Below are 26202 nucleotides of genomic sequence, written 5' to 3' on the forward strand. Positions count from 1 at the left end.
AGATATGTTTATTAATAGTCATCGGACAAGAGGAAGGAGATGACTGAATCCATGAACTTAACGACTTTAATCATCGTCGTCGTCATCGTTCTTTTACTAACGGGCGGATTCTACGGCTTCCGTCGCAGATAATCGTTGGATGAAACAAATGGCGACGCTTATAGGCGTCGTCCGTTTCGATGGATCCGTACTTATTGTATACATATAAAATCAAGCTTCGCAGGGTAACCTACCTTTCATGACATCCCCGACAACGAAACTAAGGAGATGAGCACATGGAAGGCTTCGTCCAATGGTTATCCGGCCATTCCCTGACCGTGGTCTTGATCATCGGTACAACTTATGCGGTCTGGTACATTATCGCTCACCGCAAATCTCTGTTTTACAAAGAATAAGCCACCGGCTCCCTTGTTCAGGCAGGGCACGGCGGCTTTTTGTTAACGGTCGGTTATCGATAAAATAACGCTAGATCAACGCTTTAGCCGCGATGTCCGTGCGGTTCTGCTTGCCTTGGAAGGTAATACCCTCCGCGGCGTTGTAAGCGTTGGCCCGCGCTTCGGCGATCCCGGCGCCCATGCCGACGATTCCGAGCACCCGTCCGCCGTTCGTGACGACTTGGCCGTCCTTCAGCGCGGTTCCCGCATGGAATACGAGAGCGCCAGGCGTCGTAACATCGTTCAAACCTTCGATCGGGAAGCCTTTAGGATAAGAGCCGGGGTAACCGCCGGATGCCAACACGACGCATACCGCGACGTCGTTGCTCCACTTGATGTCGACTCGATCCAAGGTCCCGTTAATCGACGCGAGGAAAATATCGAGCAAGTCCGTCTCCAAGCGCGGCAACACCACTTGGGTTTCCGGATCGCCGAAACGGGCGTTGAATTCGATCGTTTTCGGTCCGTCCTTCGTGATCATCAATCCCGCGAACAACACCCCGCGGAACGGTCTGCCTTCGGACACCATTGCGCGAGCCGTCGGTTTAATGATGTTCTCGATCGAATCGTCGATGATCGATTGCGCGATATGCGGTAACGGAGAGTAAGTACCCATGCCGCCCGTATTCGGTCCCTTATCGTTATCGAATACTTGCTTGTGATCTTGCGCGGGAGACATCGCCCGAACCGTTTCCCCGTCCACGAAGGCGAGAATGGACATTTCCTGCCCTTCAAGGAATTCCTCGATAACGACTTTGTCCCCGGCTGCTCCGAAAGACTTGTCTACCATCGTTTCTTCCAGCGCCTTGTCGGCTTCCTCGCGGGTGAAGCATACGGCGACGCCCTTGCCCGCCGCAAGTCCGTCCGCCTTGATGACGATAGGAAGTGGCTGTCGCTTCAAATAATCGGCTGCCGCTTCGTAGTCCGTGAACGTCTCGTACTTAGCCGTCGGGATGTCGTATTTGCGAAGCAGATCCTTCATGAAGATCTTGCTGCCTTCGATCTCCGCGGCGTTCTTCCGAGGTCCGTAAACCGGAATAGACGCGGCTTCGAACTCGTCTACAATGCCCGCCGCAAGCGGATCGTCTGGTCCGACCACGACGAGGTCGATCGCGGAATCTTGCGCGAACTTTACGAGGCGCGCGAACTCCAATTCGCCGATATCCACGTTTTCCGCCAATTGCGCCGTCCCGGCGTTACCTGGAGCGCAATAGATTTGCTTGATCTTCGCGCTTTTCTTCAGCGCCCAGATAATCGCGTGCTCGCGGCCGCCCCGTCCGATGACTAGAATCTTCATTTGCTGCGTCCTCCTCTTGTGATACGAATGGAGAAATAGCGGCAATTGCTGCCGCTATTTGCCCTGTTCCCGTTAAAATTAGTGTTTAAAATGACGGACGCCCGTCACGATCATGGCGATATTATGAGCGTTTGCCGCGGCGATGGACTCTTCGTCCTTGATCGAACCGCCCGGCTGAACGATCGCGGTAATTCCCGCCTTCGCGGCAAGCTCGACCGTATCTCCCATCGGGAAGAACGCATCCGACGCCAACACAGCTCCGCGCGCTTTGTCTCCCGCTTGCTCGATCGCGATGCGCGCCGCGCCTACGCGGTTCATCTGACCCGCGCCGACGCCGACCGTCATGTTGTCGCTAGCGAGCAGTATCGCGTTCGACTTGACGTGCTTGACGACCTTCCAAGCGAAGAGCAATTGCTTCAGCTCTTCATCCGTCGGAGCCCGGTTCGTCACCACCTTGATATCCCCGTCGCTCAGGCTGTGAACGTCGCTCTGTTGCACGAGCATTCCGCCTTCGACGCTGGTCACCAGAAACTCGGAGCTACGTTCCGCCGCGGAAGGAAGATCGCCGATGCGCATCAGACGTATATTTTTCTTGCGCTGCAGAATCTCCAACGCTTCGGGCGAGAAGTCCGGCGCGATAACGATCTCCAAGAACAGATCGTTAAGCCTCGTCGCCGTATCCGCGCCGATCGTCCGGTTCGCGGCGACGATGCCGCCGAAGATGGAGGTCGGATCCGACTCGTAAGCTTTCACGTAGGCTTCGTCGATCGTCTCGCCGATGCCCACTCCGCAAGGATTCATATGCTTAACCGCCACAACGGCTGGTTGATCGAATTCCTTGACGATTGCGAGCGCCGCGTTTGCATCGTTGATATTGTTGTAACTCAGCTCTTTGCCGTGCAACTGCTCGGCGGAGGTAATGTTTCCGATGGAGCTGAGCGGCTTGCGATAGAACGCGGCCTTCTGGTGCGGATTCTCTCCGTAACGAAGCTCCTGCACCTTCTCGTAAGTGACGGTTAAGCTCTCGGGCAGAGGGTTGTCCAGTTGCTTCGCGAAATAATCGGAGATCAGCGCATCGTAGGCCGACGTATGGCGGAATACTTTGGCTGCCAGCCGTTTGCGCGTTTCAAGAGTCGTGTCTCCGCCGCTGCGGATTTCCTCCAGCACTTGGGCATAATCGCCGGCGTCCACTACCACGGTTACGAAAGCATGGTTCTTCGCCGCGGAGCGGAGCATCGTAGGACCGCCGATATCGATGTTCTCGATAGCATCCTCATAGCTGACGTCCGGCTTGGAGATCGTCTCCTTGAACGGATATAGGTTAACGATAACAAGATCGATATAGTCCAAGTTCAGTTCTTCCATTTGCTTGATATGCTCGGCATCGTCGCGGATGGCAAGCAGTCCGCTATGTACGGCCGGATGCAACGTTTTCACGCGCCCGTCCAAGATTTCCGGGAATCCCGTAACCTCCGATATCCCGATTACCGGCACGTTTTCCTTTTCCAGCAAACTCTTCGTTCCGCCTGTCGATATCACTTGCACGCCTTGCTGCGCGAGCTCTCGGCACAATTCCACGATTCCCGTTTTGTCCGAAACGCTGACCAGCGCTCTTCTGATCGCCACGAATGATCCTCCGTTCAATTGTTTATCGTTACTTTGCGTCCGTACAAGGTTACGCGCCCTTCGGCAATCCAGCCGGCTACGGTCGGTAATAACTCGTATTCGACCTGTTGAATCCGCGCGCTTAGCGTTTCCAAATTGTCGCCTTCTTGAATTTCCACGGCCTTCTGCGCGATGATCGGACCGGTGTCCATGCCGCCGTCCACGAAATGAACGGTTGCACCGGTAATTTTCGCCCCGTACTCCAGCGCTTGTTCCACGCCTTTAATTCCGGCGAAAGCCGGCAATAAAGCCGGATGAACATTGATGATCCGACCGTAATAGGGCTCGACGAGAACGGGCGTCAGAAGCCGCATGTAGCCGGCCATGACGATTAAATCGATGCCCGTTGCCTGCAGCTTGGCTACGATTTCCGCTTCGTAAGCTTCCTTCGAGGGGTACTGCTTCGGAGAGAACACGTAGCTCTCCACTTGAAACTGCTTTGCCCGCTCCAGCACGTAAGCGGCGGGTTTGTCGCAAACGACGAGTTCTATCGTCGCGTTGACCTTCCCGTCCCGCACGGCCTCGGCCAATGCTTGAAAATTGCTTCCGTTGCCGGAAGCGAATACGGCTATCTTAATCGGGGCTGAAGGCGCCCTCGCGCCTTCGTTCCCGCCGATATCCGCGATCATGGCCATTCAACGCCATCGAACGTGACGATCTTGTTGCCCGCCGTAACCGTGCCGATGCGATAGGCTTGCTCGCCTTGCTCTTGGGCAAGCGCCAGCGCCTGCTCCGCTTGTTCGGCCGGAACGACCAATACCATGCCGATACCCATGTTGAACGTCGTGTACATGTCCCGATCGGTAATGTTGCCGGCTTGCTGCATGAGTCCAAATACTGGAAGAACGGGCCATGCACCGCTAGCGATATCTACGTTGACGCCTTCGGGCAGGACGCGCGGAATGTTCTCGATGAACCCGCCTCCCGTGATGTGCGCCATGCCTTTGATTTGCACTTTTTCCAGCAAGTTAAGTATTTGCTTCACGTAAATGCGCGTAGGTTCGATCAGAACGTCGCCCAACGTCTTGCCTTCCAGCTCGGATGGCTTGTCAGTCAAGGAATAGCCCTTCTGCTCCAGAAGCAGTCTGCGCACGAGCGAGAACCCGTTGGAGTGAATGCCGCTGGAAGCAAGCCCGATCACCGCATCGCCCGCCGCGATCGTTGAGCCGTCGATCGCTTTCTTGCGATCTACGATTCCTACCGTAAACCCGGCAATATCGTACTCGCCCTCGGAATACATGCCCGGCATTTCGGCGGTTTCGCCGCCGATAAGAGCGCAACCGGCTTGTTGACAGCCGTTCGCGATGCCCTTGACGATCGCTTCGATTTTCTCGGGAATGATCTTGTCGCAAGCTAAGTAGTCCAAGAAGAACAGCGGCTCGGCTCCGGTTACGATAACGTCGTTCACGCACATCGCCACCGCGTCGATTCCGATCGTGTCGTGCTTGTCCATCGCGAACGCAAGCTTCAGCTTCGTGCCTACGCCATCGGTACCGCTAACGAGCACGGGCTCTTCGTATTTGTCCTTGTTCAGGCTGAATAGCCCGCCGAATCCGCCGAGCCCCGTCAACACTTCCGGACGAAACGTTTTCTTCACGTGTTTCTTCATTCGTTCGACCGCTTCGTTACCGGCTGCGATGTCGACTCCGGCTTGTTTGTACGCTTCGGACAACTGTGTTCCACTCCTTGGAGGATATCGTCCGCATCCGCGTCCCGGGGAACGATTCCTGTGTTTAATTGATACAAGCGTTCATCCCCGCCGTTATCAGGCAGGGATTGCTATACTATTGCTTACGTATCCGGCTAAGGTCGACCTCGGTTCAGTCGCAGCTGCAGGAAGTGAGCTTCGCGTCCTCGAACTCGACCGGAGTCGGGTAATCGTTGTTGAAGCAAGCCAGACACAGCCCTCGGTTGTATTCGTCGTCGTGGCCGCCGACGGAATCGATCAAGCCCTTCTCGCTTAAGAAATAGAGCGAGTCGGCGTTAATCGCCTGCCGGATCTCTTCCACCGTCTTGCTCGACGCGATCAGGTCCGCCGGATTCGGCGTATCGATGCCGTAATAACAAGGGTTCATGAACGGCGGCGATGTGATGCGAACGTGAACTTCGAGCGCTCCTGCCTCGCGAAGCATGTTGACGATGCGCAAGGATGTCGTGCCGCGAACGATCGAATCGTCGATCATGACGACGCGTTTGCCTTCGACGACTTTACGTACGGCGGACAGCTTCATTTTCACGCCTTTTTCGCGCAATTCCTGGGATGGTTGTATGAAAGTACGTCCGGTATATTTGTTTTTGATTAATCCGAGCTCGTACGGAATGCCGGTTTGTTCGGCATAACCGATTGCCGCCGAGATGCTCGAATCCGGCACGCCGGTAACGATATCCGCGTCGACGAACGATTCCTGCGCCAAGGTCTGGCCCATTCTCTTCCGGGAAGTATGAAGGTTAACGCCGTAGATGTCGCTGTCCGGCCTGGCGAAGTAGATATACTCCATCGCGCACACCGCGCGTCGCTCCAAAGGCGCGAAGCGGTCTTCGTGCAGTCCGTCCTTGTCGAGAATGAGCAGTTCGCCCGGTTGTACGTCGCGTTCATATACGGCGCCGATCGTTTCGAGTGCGCAGGATTCCGAAGCGAAAATATACCCGTCGCCGAGCCGTCCCATGACAAGCGGACGAAGACCGTGAGGATCGCACGCTGCGATCAAACGGCCTTGCGTTTGAATCAGGAACGCGAATCCCCCGATCAAGCGCGCGAACGCGTCTTTAACGGCTTCGACCAGATCCTTAGGCGAACGCGCGATGAGATGCGCGATGACTTCCGTATCGCTCGTCGTCTGGAAGATCGAACCCGAATCCTCAAGCTCCTTGCGGATGCCCGGCTCGTTGACCAAGTTCCCGTTCGTGCATACGGCGAGATCACCGCCGCGATACTTGAATACGAGCGGCTGCGCGTTCGCTAACCGGCTCGCGCCGGCAGTGGAATAACGCACATGTCCAATGGCTTGGCTGCCGACCAGAGACTCTAGCTTGTCGCGGTCGAACACTTCCTTGACGAGTCCCATTCCCCGATGGTAATGGAACGTTCCGTTATCGGAAGTGCAGATTCCGCAGCTTTCCTCGCCTCTATGCTGCAAGGCGTGCAATCCGTAATAGCTGAGGTTGGCGGCATCGGGATGACCGAACACCCCGAATACGCCGCACTCCTCTTTCAATTTATCGAATATCGAATCTTTGTCGCCGTTACCCTCGTTGTAATAATCCCCGGTCCAGAGCTTTGTCACTGCTGTCCCCCCGTTCGCGACGCTGGATGTCATGCTGTCTTACCGTTCATATGGTTAGGAATAGCTTCCTTCCATACTTTGCGAAGCTCGGCGATCGATGCGTCGATCGCGTCGTGGCCGCCGATATCGACCTTCAGGCGATCTCCGCCGACCGTTCCGAGACGCTGAAGAGGCACGCCTGCCAGCGTGACCGCTACGGCAAGCTTATCCGCAAGCTCCGGCTTGGCCGAGAGCAGAATGCGCGACTGCGATTCGCTGAACAGCGCGAGATCCGGACGCAGATTCGTTTCGAACGTAACGTTGGCGCCAAGTCCGCGGCCGAAGCCGGCTTCCGCCAAGGCTGCGGCTAGTCCGCCTTCGGATAAGTCGTGCGCCGAAGCGACCAGACCTTGTTGAATCGCGCTAAGCACGGTCTGATGCAATTTCTTCTCCGTCGCCAGATCCAGCTCTGGAGGACGACCTTCCGTTACGCCGTGAACCGCGTATTGGAATTCGCTGCCGCCGATTTCCGCTTTCGTATCGCCGAGCAGGAAGATGACGTCGCCTTCGGCTTTGAACTCTTGGGTCGTGATGTGATCCGTATCGTGGACGAGACCGACCATGCCGACGACGGGCGTCGGATAGATCGCGCCGCGAGTGTTCTCATTGTATAGCGACACGTTGCCGCCGATAACCGGAGTTTCGAATACGCGGCAAGCTTCCGCCATGCCGTCTACCGCTTTCTCCATCTGCCAGAAAATTTCCGGCTTCTCCGGGCTGCCGAAGTTCAAGTTATCCGTGATCGCCAGAGGCTCGGCACCGGAGCAAACGATGTTTCGTCCCGCTTCCGCTACCGCGATCCTTCCGCCGACTTCCGGATCCAAGTACACGTAACGTCCGTTGCAATCCGTCGTCATCGCCAAGCCTTTGCGCGTGCCGCGAATCGTTACGACGGCCGCGTCCGAACCCGGGCGAACCGCCGTTTCCGTGCGAACCATGTAATCATATTGGTTATAGACCCACTCTTTGCTCGCGAGCGACGGGGAAGCCAGCACTTTAGCAAGCGCGGCGTTCAGGTCGAGCACTTGCTCGTAGCGGTTCGTATCTATCGATCCGTTCTTCAAATAATATTCGGGAATTTGCGACGGTTTGTCGTAGATCGGGCAATCGTCGACTAGCGCGTGAACCGGCATATCGCCGACCAGCTCGCCTTTGTGGAACAATTTCAGGCGGCCGTCGTCGGATACCTTGCCCACTTTCGCGCAATGAAGACCCCAACGCTCGAAAATCCCTTTCGCTTGCGCCTCGTGCTGAGGCTCGCACACGAACAGCATGCGCTCTTGCGATTCGGATAACATCATCTCGTAAGCCGTCATGCCTTCTTCGCGTTGCGGTACTTCATCTAGGTACAGCTCCATGCCGTTGCCGGCTTTGCTCGCCATCTCCGCGCTCGAGCAAGTCAATCCCGCCGCGCCCATATCTTGAATGCCGAGCACGATGCCGGAATCGATCAGTTCGAGCGTCGCTTCCATGACGAGCTTCTCCATGAACGGATCGCCGACTTGAACCGCCGAGCGCTTCGCTTCCGATTCCGCCGACAAATCCTCGGACGCGAAGGTCGCGCCGTGAATGCCGTCGCGTCCGGTTGCAGGTCCCACGTAGAACACGGGGTTTCCGATTCCCTTGGCTACGCCGCGTTGGATTTTATCGTGGTCGATTAACCCTACGCACATCGCGTTAACGAGCGGATTTCCTTCATATGCCTCGTCGAACATGACTTCTCCGGCAACCGTCGGAATTCCGATGCAGTTCCCGTAACCCGCGATCCCGCTGACCACGTGCTCGAACAGGTACCGCACGCGTTCGTTCTCAAGACGGCCGAAACGCAAGGAGTTCAACAACGCCACGGGACGAGCGCCCATGGAGAAAATATCGCGAATAATGCCGCCCACGCCGGTAGCCGCGCCTTGATAAGGCTCGATCGCCGACGGATGGTTATGCGACTCGATCTTGAACACGACCGCTTGGTTGTCGCCAATGTCGACGATTCCCGCGCCTTCGCCCGGTCCCATCAGGACGCGAGGTCCCGTAATCGGGAAACGCTTGAGCAACGGCTTGGAATTCTTGTACGCGCAATGCTCCGACCACATAACGCTGAAAACGCCGATTTCCGTATAGTTCGGTTGACGGCCCATGAAGCCGCAGATCAAATCGTACTCTTTGTCCGATACGCCGAATTGCTTATATATTTTCTGTTCCGCGATCTGCTCGACAGTTGGTTCCTTAACGGATACTTGCTGCGCCATTTCGTTCCCTCCAAGCGTTTAATACGGACGTGAACATCTTCACGCCGTCTGCGGATCCCAGAATGTCCTTGATCGCCCGTTCCGGATGCGGCATCATGCCGACTACGTTGCCCGCCTCGTTGCATACTCCGGCGATTCCGTCCACGGACCCGTTCGGATTTTCGCCCGCATAGCGGAAAACGATTTGGTTGTTCGCCTTAAGCGTCGCCAGCGTTTCATCGTCCACGAAGTAGCTGCCTTCGCCATGAGCGATCGGGATATCGATGACGTCGCCTTTCTTATAAGCGTTGGTAAATCCGGTAGTCGCGTTCTCGACGACGAGATCGACTTGGTGGCAGCGGAACTTCAGCGAGTTGTTGCGGATAAGCGCGCCAGGGAGCAATCCCGATTCGGTCAGGATTTGGAATCCGTTGCAGATTCCTAAGATGAACTTGCCGGCTTCAGCCGCTTTGCGAACTTCGGTCATAACAGGAGCGAATTGAGCGATCGCGCCGCAACGCAGGTAATCTCCGTAGGAGAAACCGCCTGGAACGAGTATCGCGTCATATTGGGATAAGTCGGTTGCCGTGTGGAAAACGTAATCGACGGATTGACCGACGGTGTCTTCTACCGCTTTGTAGCAGTCGATATCGCAGTTGGAGCCCGGAAATACGAGGACAGCGAATTTCATGAGCGCCTCAGCCCTCCAATTCGAAACGATAGTCTTCGACGACCGTGTTCGCCAGAAGCTTCTCGCACATGACTTTGAGTTTCTCTTCGGCTTGCGCGCGATCGTTCGTGTCGAGGTCGATCTCGAGGTATTTGCCGATTCTGACTTTACCGACTTCGCCGAAGCCAAGCGTATGCAGCGCGCCTTGCACCGCGTTTCCTTGCGGGTCGAGCACGTTCTGCTTGATCGTCACGTAAACCTTTGCTTTCATGGGGGAGTTCCTCCTGAATATGTGGTGTGAGTTGGGCTGACAAAGTGGTTATTGGTAAGGATGACTAATGGATATTATTCTTGGCTAGAAAAAAGGATTATGGCGAAAATTGCGACTCCCGAAGTTCTTACTATGAGCGATGAATGGTGTTACCCCGAGTATAACGACCTTTCATACCGCTAACGACGGCTGAAAGGACTATTGGACCCGGGATTCTGCGCGTTAGCGTTACCGTGGAACGTTATTCGATCCTTACGGCGCCATTTCGCCGACTTTCGCCGGAATAGCCGCTTCTCGCACCGATATTTCTCGTTTCCGCCGACTTTCGCCAGAATAGCCGCTTCTCGCACCGATATTTCTCGTTTCCGCCAACTTTCGCCGGAATAGCCGCTTCTCGCACCGCTATTTCTCGCTTCCGCCGACTTTCGCCTAAATAGCCGCTTTTCGCACCGCTATTTCTCGTTTCCGCCGACTTTCGCCCGGAATAGCCTCTTCTCGCACTGCTATTTCTCGTTTTCGCCGACTTTCGCCGGAATAGCCGCTTCTCACACCGCTATTTCTGGCTTCCGCCGAAGCGTCAAGTTTGTTACTTCATCAGCCTGCTCGCAATGTCGCGATATCTCGACGTTGTCGCTTCGACGACCGTGGCCGGCAAAGCCGGAGGCGGACTGTTCTTGTCCCAATCCGAGCCGGCTAAATACGCTCGAACCGGTTCCTTATCCATGCTGTCGATCTCGACGTCGAGCTTGTAGTTCTCCTCCGCCCAGAATCGCGAGGAATCCGGGGTAAACAATTCATCGATAAGTATGATTTCGCCGTCGATCAAACCGAACTCGAACTTGCAATCCGCGAGGATGATCCCGCGCTTGGCGCAGTAGTCCCTTCCGAACTCGTACAGCTTCAGGCTGCGATCCCGCAGGCTTTCCGCCAGCTCCGAACCGACTCTTCTAGCCATTTCTTCGAATGAGATGTCCTCGTCGTGTCCCACGTCGTTTTTCCCCGCGGGAGTGAAGATCGGTTGCTCGAGCTTCGAGTTCTTATGCAAGTCCCCCGGGAGCTTGATGCCGTTAACCTCGCCGTTTACTTGATACTGCCGCCAACCGCCGCCCGTAATGTAACCTCGTACGACGCACTCGATGTCGATGCGCTTCGCCTTGCGGCTAACCATAATGCGTCCGGCCAGCTTCTCGGGCTCCGATACGAGATCCCCAAGTAAAGCTACATCCGTGTGCACGACGTGATTCGGTTGAATCGCCGCCGTCTGTTCGAACCAATAAGCGCTTAACCCGTTTAACACGCTGCCTTTGCCAGGTACCGGCGGATCCAGCACGTAATCGAAAGCGGATATCCGATCCGTCACCACGATAAGTAAATGCTCGCCGAGATCGTAGAGCTCCCGGACCTTGCCCTTATGAATCAGGGGAGCGTTAATGAGCCCTGCTGCCGTCGCCAATGCTTGGGTAGTCATTTTTGCCTCCTTGTGGACTGCTAGTTAGTTACAGCAAGTCTAGTTTCTGTTCCTAAAGAGCGAGTTAGCTCGTTTTCGTTACTAATTCGGTTCCTTTTGACTCCGGAGGAGCGAGTTAGCTCGTTTTCGTTACTAATTCGGTTCCATTCGACTTCGGAGGAGCGAGTTAGCTCGATTTCGTTACTAATTCGGTTCCTTTCGACTTTGGAGGAGCGATTTAGCTCGTTTTCGTTACTAATTCGGTTCCTTTCGACTCCGGAGGAGCGGGTTAGCTCGATTTCGTGACTAATTCGGTTCCATTCGACTCCGAAGGAGCGAGTTAGCTCGATTTCGTTACTAATTCGGTTCCTTTCGACTCCGAAGGAGCGAGTTAGCTCGATTTCGTTACTAATTCGGTTCCTTTCGACTCTGGAGGAGCGAGTTAGCTCGTTTTCGTTACTAATTCTACCGGGCACCAAGGCACTCCGGACACTTCCGGCACCCTCGCCCGTCCGCCCTCTTACTTCAAACCCAATCGATCGAAAATCGTGCCTACGTGCTTCAGATGCCATGTCGGATCGAAGCAATCCGCGATTTCAGCGGCGGACAGCACATCCGTGAAATCGGGCGTCGACTCCACGATATCGCGGAAGTCGCGCTGCTCTTCCCACGCCTGCATCGCGCGCGGTTGAACGGTATCGTAAGCTTGCTCGCGGCTGAAGCCCTTGTCGATCAGCTTCGTCATCACTCGGCCGGAGAAAGGCACATTGTAAGTACGGGACATATTACGTTTCATGTTCTCCGGGAACACCGTAAGATTCTTCACGATGTTACCGAAACGGTTGAGCATGTAGTTAAGGAGCATCGTCGCATCCGGCAAAATAATTCTTTCGGCGGAGGAATGCGAGATATCGCGCTCATGCCACAGCGGAACGTTCTCGTACGCGGTCAGCATATGGCCGCGAATGACGCGCGACAAGCCACTCATGTTCTCGCAGCCGATCGGGTTACGCTTGTGCGGCATCGCCGACGAGCCCTTCTGGCCTTTGCCGAACGGCTCTTCGACCTCGCGGAATTCGCTCTTCTGCAGGCCGCGGATTTCCGTTGCGAATTTGTCTATGGAAGAAGCGATCAACGCCAGCGTCGCCATATATTCCGCGTGACGGTCGCGTTGCAGCGTTTGCGTCGAGATCGGAGCCGGCGTAATGCCCAGCTTGCGGCATACGAACTCTTCGACCGCGGGATCGATATTCGCATACGTGCCTACCGCGCCCGACATTTTGCCGAACTGAACGCCATCCGCCGCCCGCTCGAACCGCTCGAGGTTCCGCTTCATTTCCTCGTGCCATAACGCTAATTTCAAACCGAATGTCGTTGGCTCCGCATGAACGCCATGCGTGCGTCCCATCATCGGGGTATCTCTGTATTTAATGGCTTGGTCGCGCAATATCGCGATGAAGCCCACGATGTCCTTCTTCAATATTTCATTCGCCTGCAGCAACAGATAACCCATTGCCGTATCGACGACATCCGTCGAAGTCAGACCATAGTGAACCCATTTACGCTCCGCGCCCAGACTCTCGGATACCGCGCGGGTGAAAGCGATGACGTCGTGGCGGGTTTCCAGTTCGATCTCATTGATGCGGTCGATGTCGAACTTCGCGTTCTTGCGCAGCTCCACCGTGTCCTCGTGAGGAATATGACCTAATTCCGCCCAAGCCTCGCATGCGCACAATTCGACTTCCAGCCAAGCCTTGAATTTGTTTTCTTCCGTCCAGATCGCCCGCATCTCGGGGCGGCTATAGCGTTCTAGCATGGTTGTCTAAACCCTCCAAATTTTCGATTGGGATATCCATTCGAGAGCTGCTTCCACGTTCGGGGCAAGCACGTTCAGGTGTCCCATTTTGCGTTTGTGCTTCGCTTCCGCTTTGCCGTACAAGTGAACCTTAGGCTCGACGCCCAAGCGCTCAGCCGTCTCGTCGCGAGAAGCCATCCAATCCAGCAACGGTTCCATATGCTCGCCGAGAATATTCGCCATCACGACCGGGGTCAGCAGCGATGGATCGCCCAACGGCAAGTTGCAGATCGCCCGGACGTGCTGCTCGAACTGCGAGGTCCGGCAAGCTTCCATCGTGTAGTGCCCCGAATTGTGCGGTCTTGGGGCCAGTTCGTTGACGAACAATTGACCGTCCGCGGTCAGGAACAGCTCGACGGCGATAAGCCCGACAACGCCGAGCTCTTCGGCAATCGATACAGCGAGCTTCTCGGCCTCCGTAATGATCTCCGTTCCGACACGAGCCGGAACGATGGATAAGTGCAATATATTATGAACATGAATGTTTTCCGCGGGAGGAAAGGTTTTCACTTCCCCCGAGGGGCTTCGAGCCGCGATCACGGATATTTCCTTGTCGAACACGATGAATTTCTCCAACACCAGCTGCGTCCCGCTGCGGCTTGCCTCTTCCCAGGCTGACTGCAGCTCGGATTCCTCGCGAAGCACCCACTGTCCTTTGCCGTCGTAACCGCCGGTCGCAGTCTTGAGAACGGCAGGCAGCCCTAGCGTTGAAGCAGCCTCTCGGAGACTCTCCAAGCTGACGATCTCCGCGTAAGGAGCAACCCGTACGCCAGCGGCTTCGATCGCCCGCTTCTCGCGAAGACGATGCTGCGTCGTGTATAGTAGCGCGCTGCCTTGCGGAACATAGGATTCCGTCTCCAGCATCGCGGCTACGTCGGCATTCACGTTCTCGAATTCGTAAGTAATGACATCCGAACGCCTTGCCAGCTCTCGCGCGGCTTCCCGATCATCATAAGCAGCAACGATCTGCGCCGCCGTCTGACCGCTCGGCGAGTCCGGCGTAGGATCAAGCGTTACGAAGCGATACCCCAGACGATTACCCGCATGAGCCAACATTCTGCCTAGTTGACCACCGCCAAGCACGCCTATGGTCGATCCGGGCAAGATCGTCCGAGGGCCGGCATGACCCGCTTCTCCCCCAACGACCTCGCAGCCGAAATCTCCGCATATCGCGCCGTCTCCGTCGAACAAGCTCACTAGCTTATTTTCGCTCGTCATAGCGGCAGCTCCGCGTTATCCAGAACGTCCTTCGTAATCCGCTCGCGCCTCGCGCTTAATCGTGCTTGCAGCTCCGGATCGAAAGCTCCCAATATCTGCGCCGCGAGCAACCCTGCGTTCGTGGCGCCCGGGGCTCCGATCGCAACCGTAGCGACCGGAATTCCGCCCGGCATCTGTACGATCGACAGCAACGAATCAAGCCCGTTCAAGGCCTTCGACTGGACAGGCACTCCGATAACGGGCAGAACGGTTTTGGCTGCAACCATACCCGGTAGATGGGCGGCGCCTCCCGCACCCGCGATTATAACTTTCAAGCCTCGCGAGACTGCGGATTCCGCGTATTCGAACATCAAGTCCGGCGTCCGATGCGCGGAGACGACTTTTTTCTCGTACGGAATGTCCAGCTCCTCCAACACTTCGCACGCCCTCTTCATCGTATCCCAATCCGACGTGCTTCCCATAATGACGCCGACAAGTGACGACATGGTTCCACCCTTCCCCAGTTGCGAACTTTGACATCCATGCGTACCGATAAAACAAAAAAAGACCGTTGGGAATACAGACAGTATTCCCCAATCGGCCTTTAAGTTCTCTACTCGTATGCTACGCGCAACGGCGACAAGAGGAAGCCCGAACCTAGGATGGTCCGCGCTTCGATATAAGTGTCGTTGACGATTGCCGCGTAGTCCGGAAATTAGGGTTTCCGGGTAGAGACGTTCGGGCCGATTCCCGACTTATACGCGCATTGCGCCTTGCCAACATTAAAATCCTTATGAAGGCTAGCAAAATGCTCATTTGACGCTTCTAAGTTTACCCCAGACCAGGTCGAATTGTCAAACAAAGGCGAACGCTTTCAAGAGGATGAAATATTAATGTTCGGATTTAGACACAACATTCTGTCATTTAAGATGTCCCCCCCAGTATTATCGGGTGAAACACTATACTTCCGTGAAAATATAACCCTAACCTTCGTTAATTCGCGCTTGAACGCATTGGGTGTCCGCTGAATAGTTTACTAACGTTGATGATGAACTGATAGGAGGATAACCAATGCCTTTTCCAAGCAATGCCCAGTACGTCCCCATTACTTTAGGAGGAATCGCTCTTAGCGACGTTGCAGGCGACGAGAACCCGGTCTCTACCGATATCGTGGGAAGCAGCGAATTTCCGGCAGCTTATTATGGTTACGACGGCACGAACGTGTACTTCAGGCTTAGGTTAAACGGAGATCCGCGAGCGAAGACGGGCTTCGACAATTTCGTGTGGGGAGTCTTATTCGACACGGACAATAAACCGGCTACTTATGAATGGGCTTTAACCGTAAACGGTCAGAACAATACGGTGAATTTAATTCAGAACACAATACAACAACCGAATACGTTCAATGATCCTGCGGAGGGCACGGACGGAAAAGGAAACCCTGCCTTCAGCCGCATCATCTCCAATTATGACCTCGTCCGGGCCAAAGAAACCGAGGATGGATCGAAGTTTGATGGAAACGCGGACTTTTTTCTCGACTTTTTCGTACCCGCGAACGACTTGTTCAAGCTTCTCGGCATCACTTCTGCGACTTCATTGCGTTTTTTGTTTTTTACGTCGGCCAATGCCAACAACTATAATAAAGATTTTATCGCAGCAGCGGACTCGACTTTCTCGCAAGGCTTATCGGATCCTCTTACGATAGCCCAAGGCGATGTTCGGGCCAGTCTTTCGGTCAACCAGTTGCTGAACAACGCCCCTTTCCCCCAAACCTTTCCAGCCGGTCCCACGCTCACGCTTACCGGATCGATTATCGTCAAGAATACCGGTAGAAGCACCGCGACGACAATATTCGTCAATAATCAATTCCAAATCGATCGCACGCTCGTATCCTTCGCCATAACAAGCACGAGTATCGGAAATTCGGCGTTTAATAGCTCCGGCTTGACGATCAGCTGGAATATCGGCAACCTGGCTGCCGGTGCGACGGCGGAGCTCAAATATACCGCGGTCGTTATTTTCGCCGGAGCGGGGACTCGAACATTCAGCACTGCCCGAGTATCGGGGATCGATCTCTTCACGGGTAATCAGCTTAACCAAATTACCGACGTGCGCATGATTAACATTGCAACGGTGACACAAGGGAGTCTTAACGGACTCGTACAAGACCGATCGACGGGCGTCCCCCTCGCCAACGTCCAGGTTCAATTGCAGAATCTATCCAACATCGGGATTTCGACGGTATCTACCAACGGAACGGGTACCTATAACCTGACTAACGTGAACCCCGGCAGCTATAAGCTAGTATTTACGGCAACGAACTATCAGGCGCAGACCGTTACGGTTACGATAGCCGCGGGCGTCGTCATCACGAATAATATATTATTAGTACCGATACCTGCCACGCTCCAAGGAACGGTATCTTCAGCGGCTAACGGCTCTCCTATTCCGAATGCGTCGATTCAAATCAACGATTTGGTCGGCTCTCTCGCGGCTCAGACGACATCCAACGCCTCCGGTTTCTATCAGATTACAGGACTCATGCCCGGCACTTATCGAATCAGCTTTTCTGCGACCAATTTCCAGCACAGCGATCAGCCGGTAACTTTAACAGCCAATTCTACCAAAACATTGAATGCGACGTTAGCTCTTAATCCGGGAGTGGTCGCAGGCAGGGTAACGGATCTTATCGGAAACCCGATTGCCGGAGCTTCCGTCGAAGCGTTGGATAACCGCATTAACTTGCTTGCCTCGACCGTGACGGACGCGAGCGGCTTTTATTCGATCACGAGCCTTGCGCCCGAAGCCAATTATAGGCTGCGGGTATCCGCCGTCAATTTTGCCAACGCCATTACGGGCTTTCTAATCTTAGCGGGACAAACCACGACCGTTAATATTGCGTTAACGCCTCAACCCGGCACGATCGAAGGAATCGTCACCGATGTCGGCACTGGGGAGCCGATCGGGGGAACGAGCGTCAGAGCTTACAACGCAGACGGTATCACCATTTTAACGACAATGACGGACGCGAACGGTCTTTATTCGCTGCCTTCCCTATTGCCGGGAACGTATAACATTCTATTTAACGACACTGGATACGCCAACCGTACGGTCGGCGCTTTGGTCATGTCGAATGCGGTAACTAATGTCAGCATTGCCCTAGAGCGCTTGTCGGGAGCATTAAGCGGAAATGTATCCAGCCCATCCGGCCAACCGATTCCGAATACGCTTATCCGGGTATATTTCAACAACATAATCGTCTCCAGGGTTGGAACGGACGAGAACGGCAATTATTTCCTTCCCAGCCTGGCTCCGAACCCTTACGTCTTAACGGCTAGGGCCAACGAATTCGGAGGTCAAACGCTCGGGGCGGTCATCGAGCCTCTGCAAACGACTACCGTGAATTTCATTCTGAAGCCGGATCCGGGAATTCTGAGCGGCGTTCTTACCACACCGGAAGGCTTACCGATCCCCGGCGCCATCGTGGCTATCCTCAACGATCTCTCTGGAGGGCCGGTTATTCTTACTCGGGTAGTATCCGGCGAAGACGGCCGATACATCGTAGCTAATCTCGAGCCGGGCAATTACATCGTGAACGTGACCGCCAATGGATTTCAGAACGCCATAGGCGGAGCTTTGGTCAGATCGGCGGCCGAGACGGTTCAATCCTTCGTTCTGCTGCCTAATCCCGGCACGATCACGGGAACGGTTACGGATCAAGGCGGGTTAGTTATTCTGAGCGCCGGTATCGAAATTCGAATTAACAACGCGAACGGAACGACGGTATCCTCCCAGTTCACGGATACTGCCGGCCGGTTCTCGGCGTCGAACTTGGCAGTAGGCTCCTATACGGTTTATTTTTCCGCCACCGGATTCCAAACCGACTCCGTTACGACGATTGTACGTTCAGGGGACACGAGCGATGTAACGGTATCACTGCTTCCTCTTCCCGGCTTCATCCAAGGAACGGTCACCGACACCTTCAATGGCTTGCCTGTTCCTGGCGCCTTCGTGAGAAGCTTGAATCAGAACGGATTCCTCATTACGACCGGCGTTACCGATAGCCAAGGCTTCTACCGCCTGATAGGGCTGCCACCAGGCAACTATTCCATAGCCACCCAGGCCGATTTCTTCCAGAGCAGCCTCTTAGGCGCGATCGTCGTGGCCGATACGATCACGACCGTGAACGTTGGACTCGACGAGCAGCCCGGAAGCATCGCGGGAATGATCAACATCCCAATATCAGGCATTCTTATCGAACTATTTAATATTCGTAATATCCCGATCGCCACGGCATACACGTCTTCGAACGGAAGCTTCCGCTTCGATAACCTCCAGACGGGGACTTACATTCTGACCGCTCTTGCGCCAATGTACACGTCCGAAGCCATTGGAGCGACCGTCTTGTCCGGTCAGACCGCGAATGCGTCACTGACCCTCAATCCTGATCCCGGGTCCATTACCGGTCTCGTAACGGATTCGAACGGAATTCCGCTTTCCAGAGCTACTATAAGAATTTTGGACGCTAACGAAACGATCAGGGGAATCGGGCAGACCGATCAAGCAGGCAACTTCTCGATCGGAAGCTTACCTCTCGGCACACTGTCTATCAATGTCTCCGCCCCTTCGTACTCCAACGTCATTTCCAGCATCGATCTGTCTCCAGGAGAACTAATAACTGGCCTTATCTTTAGACTCGTTGCCGATCCGGGAGGGCTAAGCGGACAAATCATAGATGCGGATACAAGCTTGCCGCTTGCCGGCATAGGCGTCGAAATCCGTCAACCGGATGCCTCCGGAGTAACCGTTTCGGTGGTGACAACCAGTCCTTTTGGCAACTTCCTGGTGGAGAATATACGCCCGAACACGTATACGGTTATTGCTAGTGCCCCTGGTTATGGCACCGCTACGATCGGAGCAGTCGTCGTTAGCAATGAAATATCGAATTCAAGCTTAACCTTAAGGCCTTTCCCAGGCTCGATAGCAGGTCAGATTACATTGCTTGATGGAGGCACTTTGCCAATCGGCTTGATCGTGCAAATCAGAGTATATTCGGTCGGCGGAACTCTCCTAGATACCCTGTTCTCCGATACGAATGGCAGCTTTCTTACTGAAGGATTGCGCCCCGCGAGCTATACCGTAGTCGTATCGGCCGATCGGTTTCAATCTGAATCGTTGAACGTAAACGTCGTTAGAGCGCAAACGAGCAGAGCCGACTTTACCCTTACTCCATCCCTCTCATCGGTTACGGGACGCGTTCTTAACGATGTGACTGGCACCGGGATTCCTGGCGCCTTGGTCGAGGTGAACGGGACGCTCTTCGTGCCGGCACTATCCTTCTTCACGGATGAAAGCGGAAGCTTCTCTTCTACCCGATTTCCGATCGGAAGCTTCAGCATCGTTGCGACGGCTCAAGATTTCGGCACGCAATCCATCGGCATCATCGTCAGCGAGAATCAAACGACCAACGTGACGTTACGACTGAACCCTGACAGAGGAATAATCTTCGGCTTCGTATCGGATTTCGACAATGGAGCTCACATATCGAGTGCCGAGATTAGAATCTATGACTTATCCGGTGCGCTAGTCGCTACCGTTCAGTCCGGCGTAACCGGGGAGTACCTCTACGGTTTGCTTGCACCCGGAAACTATACTTTGCTCGTTACCGCCGAGGGTTACTCCGCTTCAAACGGCGGTTGTACGATCGTCTCAAACGTTCGGACGCGTTACAGCTTCGCCTTGCAGTCGCTACCCGGGATGATCTCCGGTATGGCGACCCGTTCCTCGACAAGGCAGCCGATTGAAGGGTGTTCCATCTCCGTCCGAATGTTCAACAACTTCGGAGAAGTATTATCCCATACGGCAACCGACGCTCAAGGCGTCTATCGGCTTAACGACATCGCTACGGGAAATTACGTTTTAACCGCTACGAATCCCGGCTTCATAGGCGACCAATCATCAGCCTACGTTGGCAGGGCCCAATCCGTCATGCTTGACTTCGTGCTTCAACCGGCCAATTCGAACCTTGGCGGCAACGTGTCCGGCGGAACTTCAGATGGTCCGGTTGCCGGGGCACCTGTTACCATAGTGGACGGCAATAACATCATTGTTGGCGATGCCATCACCGATAACAACGGCAACTATCTAGCACCGTCCATCCCCGGCGGGGAGTCAACCGTCGTCGTCGTTGATCGCGGCTTTCAATCGGAGACGGAAACCGCAATCGTCGCAAGCAATCAGAATCAAACGATCAGCATCGTATTGAAGCCGAATCCAGGAACGGTCGCCGGAACAACTCTCGATGCCGTCACAAGCATCCCCGTGCCGGGCAGTATAGTTACGATGACGGATTCAACCGGTATTCCCATAGCGAATTCCGTTTCCGACTTTGCGGGAAGATTCGATATCCAAGGTATAGCACCCGGTGAATATACCTTGACAGCCTCCGCACTCCTATACGGATCGGTATCACGTCCGGTAACGATATTAGGCGGACAGTTAGCCGTAGCCACTCTCCCGCTAAGTCCGGATTTTGGGAACTTGACCGGAATAATCAGGGATGGCAACGGAGCTCCGATCAACAAAGCACTCGTCGAAATTTTTATGCATGCGCCCGTTATTATTAGCGCCCTTACTCAGCAAGCAAACAACAATCGCCCGGCTCAAGCAGGCATACTGCGCACCGTCATCAGCAACCGAACCGGGGGGTACGCTGTGTCTAACCTTCCGCCTGATGCCTTGCCTGCCTACTTTTCTTTTCCCGGCAAACGTCCCGTACTCATGAATCCGGCAATCGTTGACCAGAATACCACGATTTTGGATATCGTATTGCTGGACGAAGACGAAGAATGAGGCATGAAGCATAGGGCATAAACTTAAAACCCCGCCCCACCTCCGTCGATTCGGAAGTGAGGCGGGGTTGATTTATGCCATGAGCTTTAACTACCGGCTCATATGCGCGGAGGAACTAGCCCTGCGATCCTACGAAAGCATAACGGGCGATCACGATGACGAACAGTACCCACATCAGCCAGTGAATCCGGTGTTTCTTGTCTCCCGCAAGGTTCGCAACGAACGCGAGCAGAACGTAGGATACGATTCCGAAGGAAATACCGTTGGCGATGTTGTAAGTAAACGGCATAAGAGCAATCGTCAAGAATGCCGGAATTCCGATAACGTAATCGGAGAAGTCGATTTCTTTAACCGATTGAAGCATCAAGACCCCAACGATAATGAGCGCCGCGCTCGTCGCCGCCGATGGAACGAGCAGCGCAACGGGCGCCAGAAACAAAGCAAGGAGGAAGAATACGCCCGTCGATACGGCCGTCAATCCGCTTCGTCCGCCTTCGGCGATACCGGCGGAGCTCTCCACGTAAGCCGTAACCGTGCTTGTTCCCAGCATGGCGCCGCCGCTGACCGCTACCGCGTCAACGAACATCGCTTTACCGACGATTTTCTTGCCTTTTTCTTTATCCTTGAAGAATCCGGCGCGATTAGCCGTACCGACCAACGTTCCGAACGTATCGAACAATTCGACGAAAGTGAACGTGGCGATCGCCGTCAACAGCCCGGTCGTCAGCAAGTCTGCGAAATCGAAATCCCAGAAATTCAATTTATCGAATTGAGGAACCCATTCTTGCCCTTTCAGAGAATCCAAGTTAACGAGATCGATTCCCGGAATTAATCCGAGCAAGGTCACAAGGAGGATTCCGTAGAGAATAGCGCCGCGAACCTTGAGCACCATCAGGATCGAGATAATGGCCAACCCGGCGATCGTCATGTAGACGGTCGGATCTTCAAGGTTACCCATGTGGATGATCGATTGGAAGCTAAGCAATTCTTGATATTTGCCGTCGGCCGTTACTCCGTCGACCGCGATCGTCATGAGGTTGCTGTTCTTCAAGCCGATGATCGTGATAAAAAGGCCGATACCGACCGTGATCGCATGCTTAAGCGCATCCGGAATGGCCACGATGAGCAATTGGCGAATTTGCGTAACCGTAAGTATGAAGAAGATAATGCCCGAAATGAATACAGCCGCCAAGCCCATCGAAGGCGAGATTTCATGGCCGGTCGCTTTCGAAGCGATTACCGTCGTCGCGAAAAACGCGTTTAATCCCATTCCCGGTGCCAATGCCACCGGAAAGTTAACGAACAAGCCCATCGCGATCGTGAAAATACCCGCCGCTAGCGCCGTCGCGAGGAATACCCCGTAAGGATCCAATCCCGCGCCGCCCAGAATGCCCGGGTTGACCGCCAAAATGTACGCCATAGTCATAAACGTTGTCAAACCTGCCATGATCTCCGTGCGTACGTTCGTTCCCAGTTCTTTTAGCTTAAAGAAACTTTCCATGTCTCCATAAACTCTCCCTTCAAATTTTGAATGAATGTGGAAAAACCAAGTCTCAAGTAAAACGGCTTTGCCGTCCTCGGGACGGCAGCAGACGTTTGTATCGAGCGATCAGATGAGTATAAGGGATATCCAACTTATTCTTTCTGGTCGTAGAACATACAAAAAACCCAGAAGAAAACTCCTCTAGGTTCCGCACAACCGGGAAAATCCATGCTTGCGGAGAACGCGCGTATCTCCTCGGCATGCCTTCCCTTTTCGTAGACAGATCATTTGCGGTGACCTCGTAGAGACTCCCGGGCCTATTCCCGGGATTATACGAAAAGAAAATTATTCAGTTCAGTTGTTTGTCCAATCCATATTCTAGGTCGTTAGACCTTACCTGTCAACGGTTATTTACGAATATTAACCCCATTAGTAAGGGCCAATCGTTCGGAATTTACAGTTTATTCTTTCGTGATAGCGTTTCCTTTTGCGAGAAAACGAAAATATACTTAATTCCGTGCATCTCCCACCTATTCGGCCTAGCGCACAAAAAAAGCCCGCCGGGAATTCCCGGTGGGCAGGCTTGCAAAATTGTTGCATTCATCGATCCGTTATTCCCACTCGATCGTTGCTGGAGGCTTCGACGTTATGTCGTATACGATGCGATTGACGTTCGCTACCTCGTTGACGATACGGTTCGAGATTTTCTCCAGGACGTCGAACGGAATTCTAGCCCAATCCGCCGTCATTCCGTCGATGGACGTGACCGCGCGAATGCCGACGGTGTGCGAATACGTACGTCCGTCGCCCATAACGCCAACGCTCTTCATATTCGGCAGCGCCGTGAAGTACTGCCAGATCTCGCGGTCCAAGCCCGCTTTGGCGATCTCGTCGCGCAGAATCGCATCGGACTCGCGAACGATCGTCAGCTTTTCTTCGGTTACTTCGCCAAGCACGCGAATCGCCAGACCCGGACCCGGGAACGGCTGCCGCATGACTATGGCTTCGGGAAGTCCGCATTCCGCCCCGACCTTGCGCACTTCGTCTTTGAACAACGTCTTGAGCGGCTCGATCAGCTTGAACTTCATATCCTCCGGCAAACCGCCGACGTTATGGTGCGACTTGATCGTCTGCGCAGTCGCGGTGCCGCTCTCTACGATATCGGTATAAAGCGTTCCTTGAGCCAAGAACGTAAAGTCGTCGAACTTCGCGGACTCTTCCTCGAACACGCGAATGAAGTCGTTGCCGATGATTTTACGCTTTTTCTCCGGATCGTCTACGCCCTTCAGATTGCCCAAGAAGCGCGCGCTAGCGTCGATCTTCACGACGTTCATTCCGAATTTGCCGACGAACGTCTCCATTACGCTCTCGGCCTCATCCTTGCGTAACAAGCCGTGGTCGATGAACATGCAGGTTAACTGCTCGCCGATCGCTTTATGGATTAGAATCGCGACGACCGAGGAGTCCACTCCGCCGGACAGCGCGCATAGAACCTTCTTGTCGCCGACTTCCTTGCGAATATCCTCTATCATATCTTCGATAAAAGAACCCATCGTCCAATCTCCGCGGCATTCGCATACGCCGAACAGGAAATTGCGGATCATCTCGTTCCCGTAAACGGAATGACGAACCTCCGGGTGAAACTGTACGGCGAAGAATTTACGGGAAGGATCGCTCATCGCGGCAACCGGCGCATGCTCCGTACTTGCGTCGACGCGGAATCCGGACGGCAATTCGGTAACGTGGTCTCCATGGCTCATCCAAACGGTTTGCCGCGTATCCAAACCTTTCACCAGATGGGAATCCGCGATAAAATCAACGTCGGATTTGCCGTATTCGCGCTTGCTCGCAGGCTCGACCTTGCCGCCTTGCTGATGAGTCATCAATTGCATGCCGTAGCAAATCCCGAGAATCGGAATGCCTAGCTCGTAGATAGCCGGATCGACCGACGGGGCTCCGTCCGCATATACGCTAGCAGGCCCGCCGGAGAACACGATCCCCTTGGGTGCCAACGCGCGCAATTTGTCTGCCGAAGTATTAAATGGAAGTAGTTCGCTGTATACGCCCAAATCGCGAATACGGCGCGCGATCAATTGGTTGTACTGTCCGCCGAAATCGAGCACGACGATCATTTCATGCTGGTTTGTAGTCACTGTGTAGACCGAGCCTCCCTAAATCAATTGAAGCTATTATATCTTTGCGGCTTTGACAGCGTCAAGGCAGGAGAGGTTGTTACTCGGCGATATTCAGCTTGCGGTCGGACGGCAATAACGCGGCCAGCAACCCGATCAGAGGCAGAAACGCGCATAGCTTGATGACGAAGGTGATGCTGGTCGCGTCCGCGAGCATGCCGAGCACGGCCGAGCCTATCCCCCCGAGTCCGAATGCCAATCCGAAGAATAGACCGGATACCGTGCCAACCTTGCCCGGAAGAAGCTCCTGCGCGTAAACGACGATAACCGAAAAGCCGGAGAGAAGGATGAATCCGATGCAAATGCAGAGTACGACCGTCCAAAACAAGTTCGCGTAAGGAAGCAGCAGCGAGAACGGCGCCGTCCCCAGAATCGAAAACCAGATCATATTCCTTCTCCCGAATCGATCTGCGAGGGGGCCGCCCATGAACGTTCCGACCGCACCCGCCGCAAGAAGCGCGAATATGAATACTTGAGCGTATTCCGTCGAAATGCCGTGGTGTCCGATCAAGTAAAAGGAGAAAAACCCGGTCATGCTCGCCATATACACGAACTTGGAGAACAGCAGCATGATCAGGATCGTCATCGCGTAGGCGATCGTTTTACCCGGCAGCTTCTTCTTTTGAACGATCGTTTTCTTGACCGTCGCCCTGCGACCGATGTAGCCCTTATACCATCTTGCTACGTAGATTTGCACGACGAATGCCGCCGCGGCGGCTAACGTGAACCAGATGATTCCGAATTGGCCAAAGGGCACGAAGATAAGAGCCGTAAATACGGGAGCAAGCGCTTGACCGATGTTGCCGCCGGTTTGGAAGATCGATTGCGCCAATCCCCTCCTCGGACCGGCCGCCATGTAAGCGACGCGCGATGCTTCCGGATGAAGCACGGCCGAACCGAAGCCTATAAGCACAACTGACATAATGATGAGCCAATAACTTCCCGCGAAAGCTAGAACGACCATGCCCATGAGGGAGAAAACGACGCCCGCCGGGAGCAGGAACGGCTTCGGCTTGGAATCCGTGTACAGCCCGATCAGCGGCTGAAGAAGGGATGCGGTCACATTCAACGTAAAAGCGATCCAGCCGATTTGCGCAAAGCTCAGCTTCATCGATTCTTGAAGAATCGGGAAAATCGCCGGAATGACGGATTGGATGGAATCGTTAAGTAAATGGACGAGACTGATGGAAAACAAAATGGAATAGACCGTGTTCATTTGTACGTTGGTTGAGGCTGAGTCTTGCGTGCTCATGGAGGAACATCCTTTCTCTTCGTCATATCATCTGATGTT

The 26202-nt window shown here is 54.3% G+C and carries 17 protein-coding genes and 2 riboswitches; of the genes, 2 read left to right on the top strand and 15 right to left on the bottom strand.

The window, feature by feature from the left end; genetic code table 11:
* Positions 1–39 precede the first annotated feature (39 nt).
* Entirely contained in the window at positions 40–132 is a 93-nt protein-coding gene (locus tag DFP95_RS09410; protein ID WP_115992362.1) for an LPXTG cell wall anchor domain-containing protein, read from the top strand.
* 333 nt (positions 133–465) lie between these two features.
* Here the strand turns inward: DFP95_RS09410 and purD are convergent, their stop codons facing one another.
* The 12 genes from purD to purE all read right to left on the bottom strand — a co-directional run bounded on the left by purD (position 466) and on the right by purE (position 14890).
* A complete protein-coding gene (purD, locus tag DFP95_RS09415) occupies positions 466–1731 on the bottom strand; it encodes a phosphoribosylamine--glycine ligase (protein WP_115992363.1) in 1266 nt (421 codons plus the stop codon).
* A 78-nt stretch (positions 1732–1809) separates the two neighbouring features.
* A complete protein-coding gene (purH, locus tag DFP95_RS09420) occupies positions 1810–3357 on the bottom strand; it encodes a bifunctional phosphoribosylaminoimidazolecarboxamide formyltransferase/IMP cyclohydrolase (RefSeq protein ID WP_115992364.1) in 1548 nt (515 codons plus the stop codon).
* Positions 3358–3371: 14 nt separating this feature from the next.
* The gene (purN, locus tag DFP95_RS09425) at positions 3372–4031 is read right to left on the bottom strand and encodes a phosphoribosylglycinamide formyltransferase (protein ID WP_425453263.1); all 660 of its coding nucleotides are present in this window, start codon (positions 4029–4031) and stop codon (positions 3372–3374) included.
* Positions 4022–5068, bottom strand: a complete 1047-nt coding sequence (gene purM, locus DFP95_RS09430) for a phosphoribosylformylglycinamidine cyclo-ligase (RefSeq protein WP_115992365.1) — start codon at positions 5066–5068, stop codon at positions 4022–4024. Before purM ends, purN begins: the two co-directional genes overlap by 10 nt.
* Positions 5069–5216: 148 nt before the next feature.
* The gene (gene purF, locus DFP95_RS09435) at positions 5217–6713 is read right to left on the bottom strand and encodes an amidophosphoribosyltransferase (protein WP_115992366.1); all 1497 of its coding nucleotides are present in this window, start codon (positions 6711–6713) and stop codon (positions 5217–5219) included.
* Positions 6710–8965 (bottom strand): phosphoribosylformylglycinamidine synthase subunit PurL, encoded by a 2256-nt coding sequence (gene purL, locus DFP95_RS09440; protein ID WP_115992367.1) that lies wholly within the window; start codon positions 8963–8965, stop codon positions 6710–6712. Before purL ends, purF begins: the two co-directional genes overlap by 4 nt.
* Positions 8943–9635, bottom strand: a complete 693-nt coding sequence (gene purQ / locus DFP95_RS09445; protein ID WP_115992368.1) for a phosphoribosylformylglycinamidine synthase subunit PurQ — start codon at positions 9633–9635, stop codon at positions 8943–8945. The genes purL and purQ overlap by 23 nt, the downstream gene beginning before the upstream one ends.
* A 7-nt stretch (positions 9636–9642) precedes the next feature.
* Entirely contained in the window at positions 9643–9885 is a 243-nt protein-coding gene (purS, locus tag DFP95_RS09450; protein ID WP_115992369.1) for a phosphoribosylformylglycinamidine synthase subunit PurS, read from the bottom strand.
* A 586-nt stretch (positions 9886–10471) separates the two neighbouring features.
* The gene (locus DFP95_RS09455) at positions 10472–11353 is read right to left on the bottom strand and encodes a phosphoribosylaminoimidazolesuccinocarboxamide synthase (protein WP_115992370.1); all 882 of its coding nucleotides are present in this window, start codon (positions 11351–11353) and stop codon (positions 10472–10474) included.
* A 499-nt stretch (positions 11354–11852) separates the two neighbouring features.
* Complete coding sequence (gene purB / locus DFP95_RS09465) at positions 11853–13148, bottom strand: adenylosuccinate lyase (protein ID WP_115992372.1); 1296 nt, start codon at positions 13146–13148, stop codon at positions 11853–11855.
* Between the two features lie 6 nt (positions 13149–13154).
* Complete coding sequence (gene purK, locus DFP95_RS09470) at positions 13155–14405, bottom strand: 5-(carboxyamino)imidazole ribonucleotide synthase (RefSeq protein ID WP_115992373.1); 1251 nt, start codon at positions 14403–14405, stop codon at positions 13155–13157.
* Positions 14402–14890, bottom strand: coding sequence for a 5-(carboxyamino)imidazole ribonucleotide mutase (gene purE, locus DFP95_RS09475; protein ID WP_115992374.1), 489 nt, complete (start codon positions 14888–14890; stop codon positions 14402–14404). The genes purK and purE overlap by 4 nt, the downstream gene beginning before the upstream one ends.
* Positions 14891–15068: 178 nt before the next feature.
* Positions 15069–15167: riboswitch (purine riboswitch) on the bottom strand.
* A 288-nt stretch (positions 15168–15455) separates the two neighbouring features.
* On the opposite strand from purE, the gene DFP95_RS09480 reads away from it, so the two are divergent.
* Positions 15456–21236, top strand: a complete 5781-nt coding sequence (locus tag DFP95_RS09480; protein ID WP_115992375.1) for a carboxypeptidase regulatory-like domain-containing protein — start codon at positions 15456–15458, stop codon at positions 21234–21236.
* Between the two features lie 115 nt (positions 21237–21351).
* Here DFP95_RS09480 and DFP95_RS09485 read toward each other — a convergent pair whose 3' ends face one another.
* The 3 genes from DFP95_RS09485 to DFP95_RS09495 all read right to left on the bottom strand — a co-directional run bounded on the left by DFP95_RS09485 (position 21352) and on the right by DFP95_RS09495 (position 26163).
* Positions 21352–22737, bottom strand: coding sequence for an NCS2 family permease (locus DFP95_RS09485; RefSeq protein ID WP_115992376.1), 1386 nt, complete (start codon positions 22735–22737; stop codon positions 21352–21354).
* A gap of 238 nt (positions 22738–22975) precedes the next feature.
* Positions 22976–23076, bottom strand: a riboswitch (purine riboswitch).
* Positions 23077–23330: 254 nt separating this feature from the next.
* Positions 23331–24851, bottom strand: a complete 1521-nt coding sequence (gene guaA, locus DFP95_RS09490) for a glutamine-hydrolyzing GMP synthase (RefSeq protein WP_115992377.1) — start codon at positions 24849–24851, stop codon at positions 23331–23333.
* Positions 24852–24951: 100 nt separating this feature from the next.
* The gene (locus DFP95_RS09495) at positions 24952–26163 is read right to left on the bottom strand and encodes an MFS transporter (RefSeq protein ID WP_115992378.1); all 1212 of its coding nucleotides are present in this window, start codon (positions 26161–26163) and stop codon (positions 24952–24954) included.
* Positions 26164–26202 lie beyond the last annotated feature (39 nt).

It is taken from the genome of Cohnella lupini (assembly GCF_003386205.1).
Lineage (GTDB): Bacteria > Bacillota > Bacilli > Paenibacillales > Paenibacillaceae > Cohnella > Cohnella lupini.

What these genes read in the sequence shown, in the direction of transcription:
- DFP95_RS09410 (WP_115992362.1), top strand. Translation starts at nt 40, where the DNA reads ATGACTGAATCCATGAACTTAACGACTTTAATCATCGTCGTCGTCATC.
- purB (WP_115992372.1), bottom strand. Translation starts at nt 13,148, where the DNA reads ATGCTAGAACGCTATAGCCGCCCCGAGATGCGGGCGATCTGGACGGAA.
- purQ (WP_115992368.1), bottom strand. Translation starts at nt 9,635, where the DNA reads ATGAAATTCGCTGTCCTCGTATTTCCGGGCTCCAACTGCGATATCGAC.
- DFP95_RS09480 (WP_115992375.1), top strand. Translation starts at nt 15,456, where the DNA reads ATGCCTTTTCCAAGCAATGCCCAGTACGTCCCCATTACTTTAGGAGGA.
- DFP95_RS09495 (WP_115992378.1), bottom strand. Translation starts at nt 26,163, where the DNA reads ATGAGCACGCAAGACTCAGCCTCAACCAACGTACAAATGAACACGGTC.
- purF (WP_115992366.1), bottom strand. Translation starts at nt 6,713, where the DNA reads ATGACATCCAGCGTCGCGAACGGGGGGACAGCAGTGACAAAGCTCTGG.
- purK (WP_115992373.1), bottom strand. Translation starts at nt 14,405, where the DNA reads ATGACGAGCGAAAATAAGCTAGTGAGCTTGTTCGACGGAGACGGCGCG.
- purE (WP_115992374.1), bottom strand. Translation starts at nt 14,890, where the DNA reads ATGTCGTCACTTGTCGGCGTCATTATGGGAAGCACGTCGGATTGGGAT.
- purD (WP_115992363.1), bottom strand. Translation starts at nt 1,731, where the DNA reads ATGAAGATTCTAGTCATCGGACGGGGCGGCCGCGAGCACGCGATTATC.
- purN (WP_425453263.1), bottom strand. Translation starts at nt 4,031, where the DNA reads ATGGCCATGATCGCGGATATCGGCGGGAACGAAGGCGCGAGGGCGCCT.
- DFP95_RS09485 (WP_115992376.1), bottom strand. Translation starts at nt 22,737, where the DNA reads ATGGAAAGTTTCTTTAAGCTAAAAGAACTGGGAACGAACGTACGCACG.
- purL (WP_115992367.1), bottom strand. Translation starts at nt 8,965, where the DNA reads ATGGCGCAGCAAGTATCCGTTAAGGAACCAACTGTCGAGCAGATCGCG.
- guaA (WP_115992377.1), bottom strand. Translation starts at nt 24,851, where the DNA reads ATGATCGTCGTGCTCGATTTCGGCGGACAGTACAACCAATTGATCGCG.
- DFP95_RS09455 (WP_115992370.1), bottom strand. Translation starts at nt 11,353, where the DNA reads ATGACTACCCAAGCATTGGCGACGGCAGCAGGGCTCATTAACGCTCCC.
- purS (WP_115992369.1), bottom strand. Translation starts at nt 9,885, where the DNA reads ATGAAAGCAAAGGTTTACGTGACGATCAAGCAGAACGTGCTCGACCCG.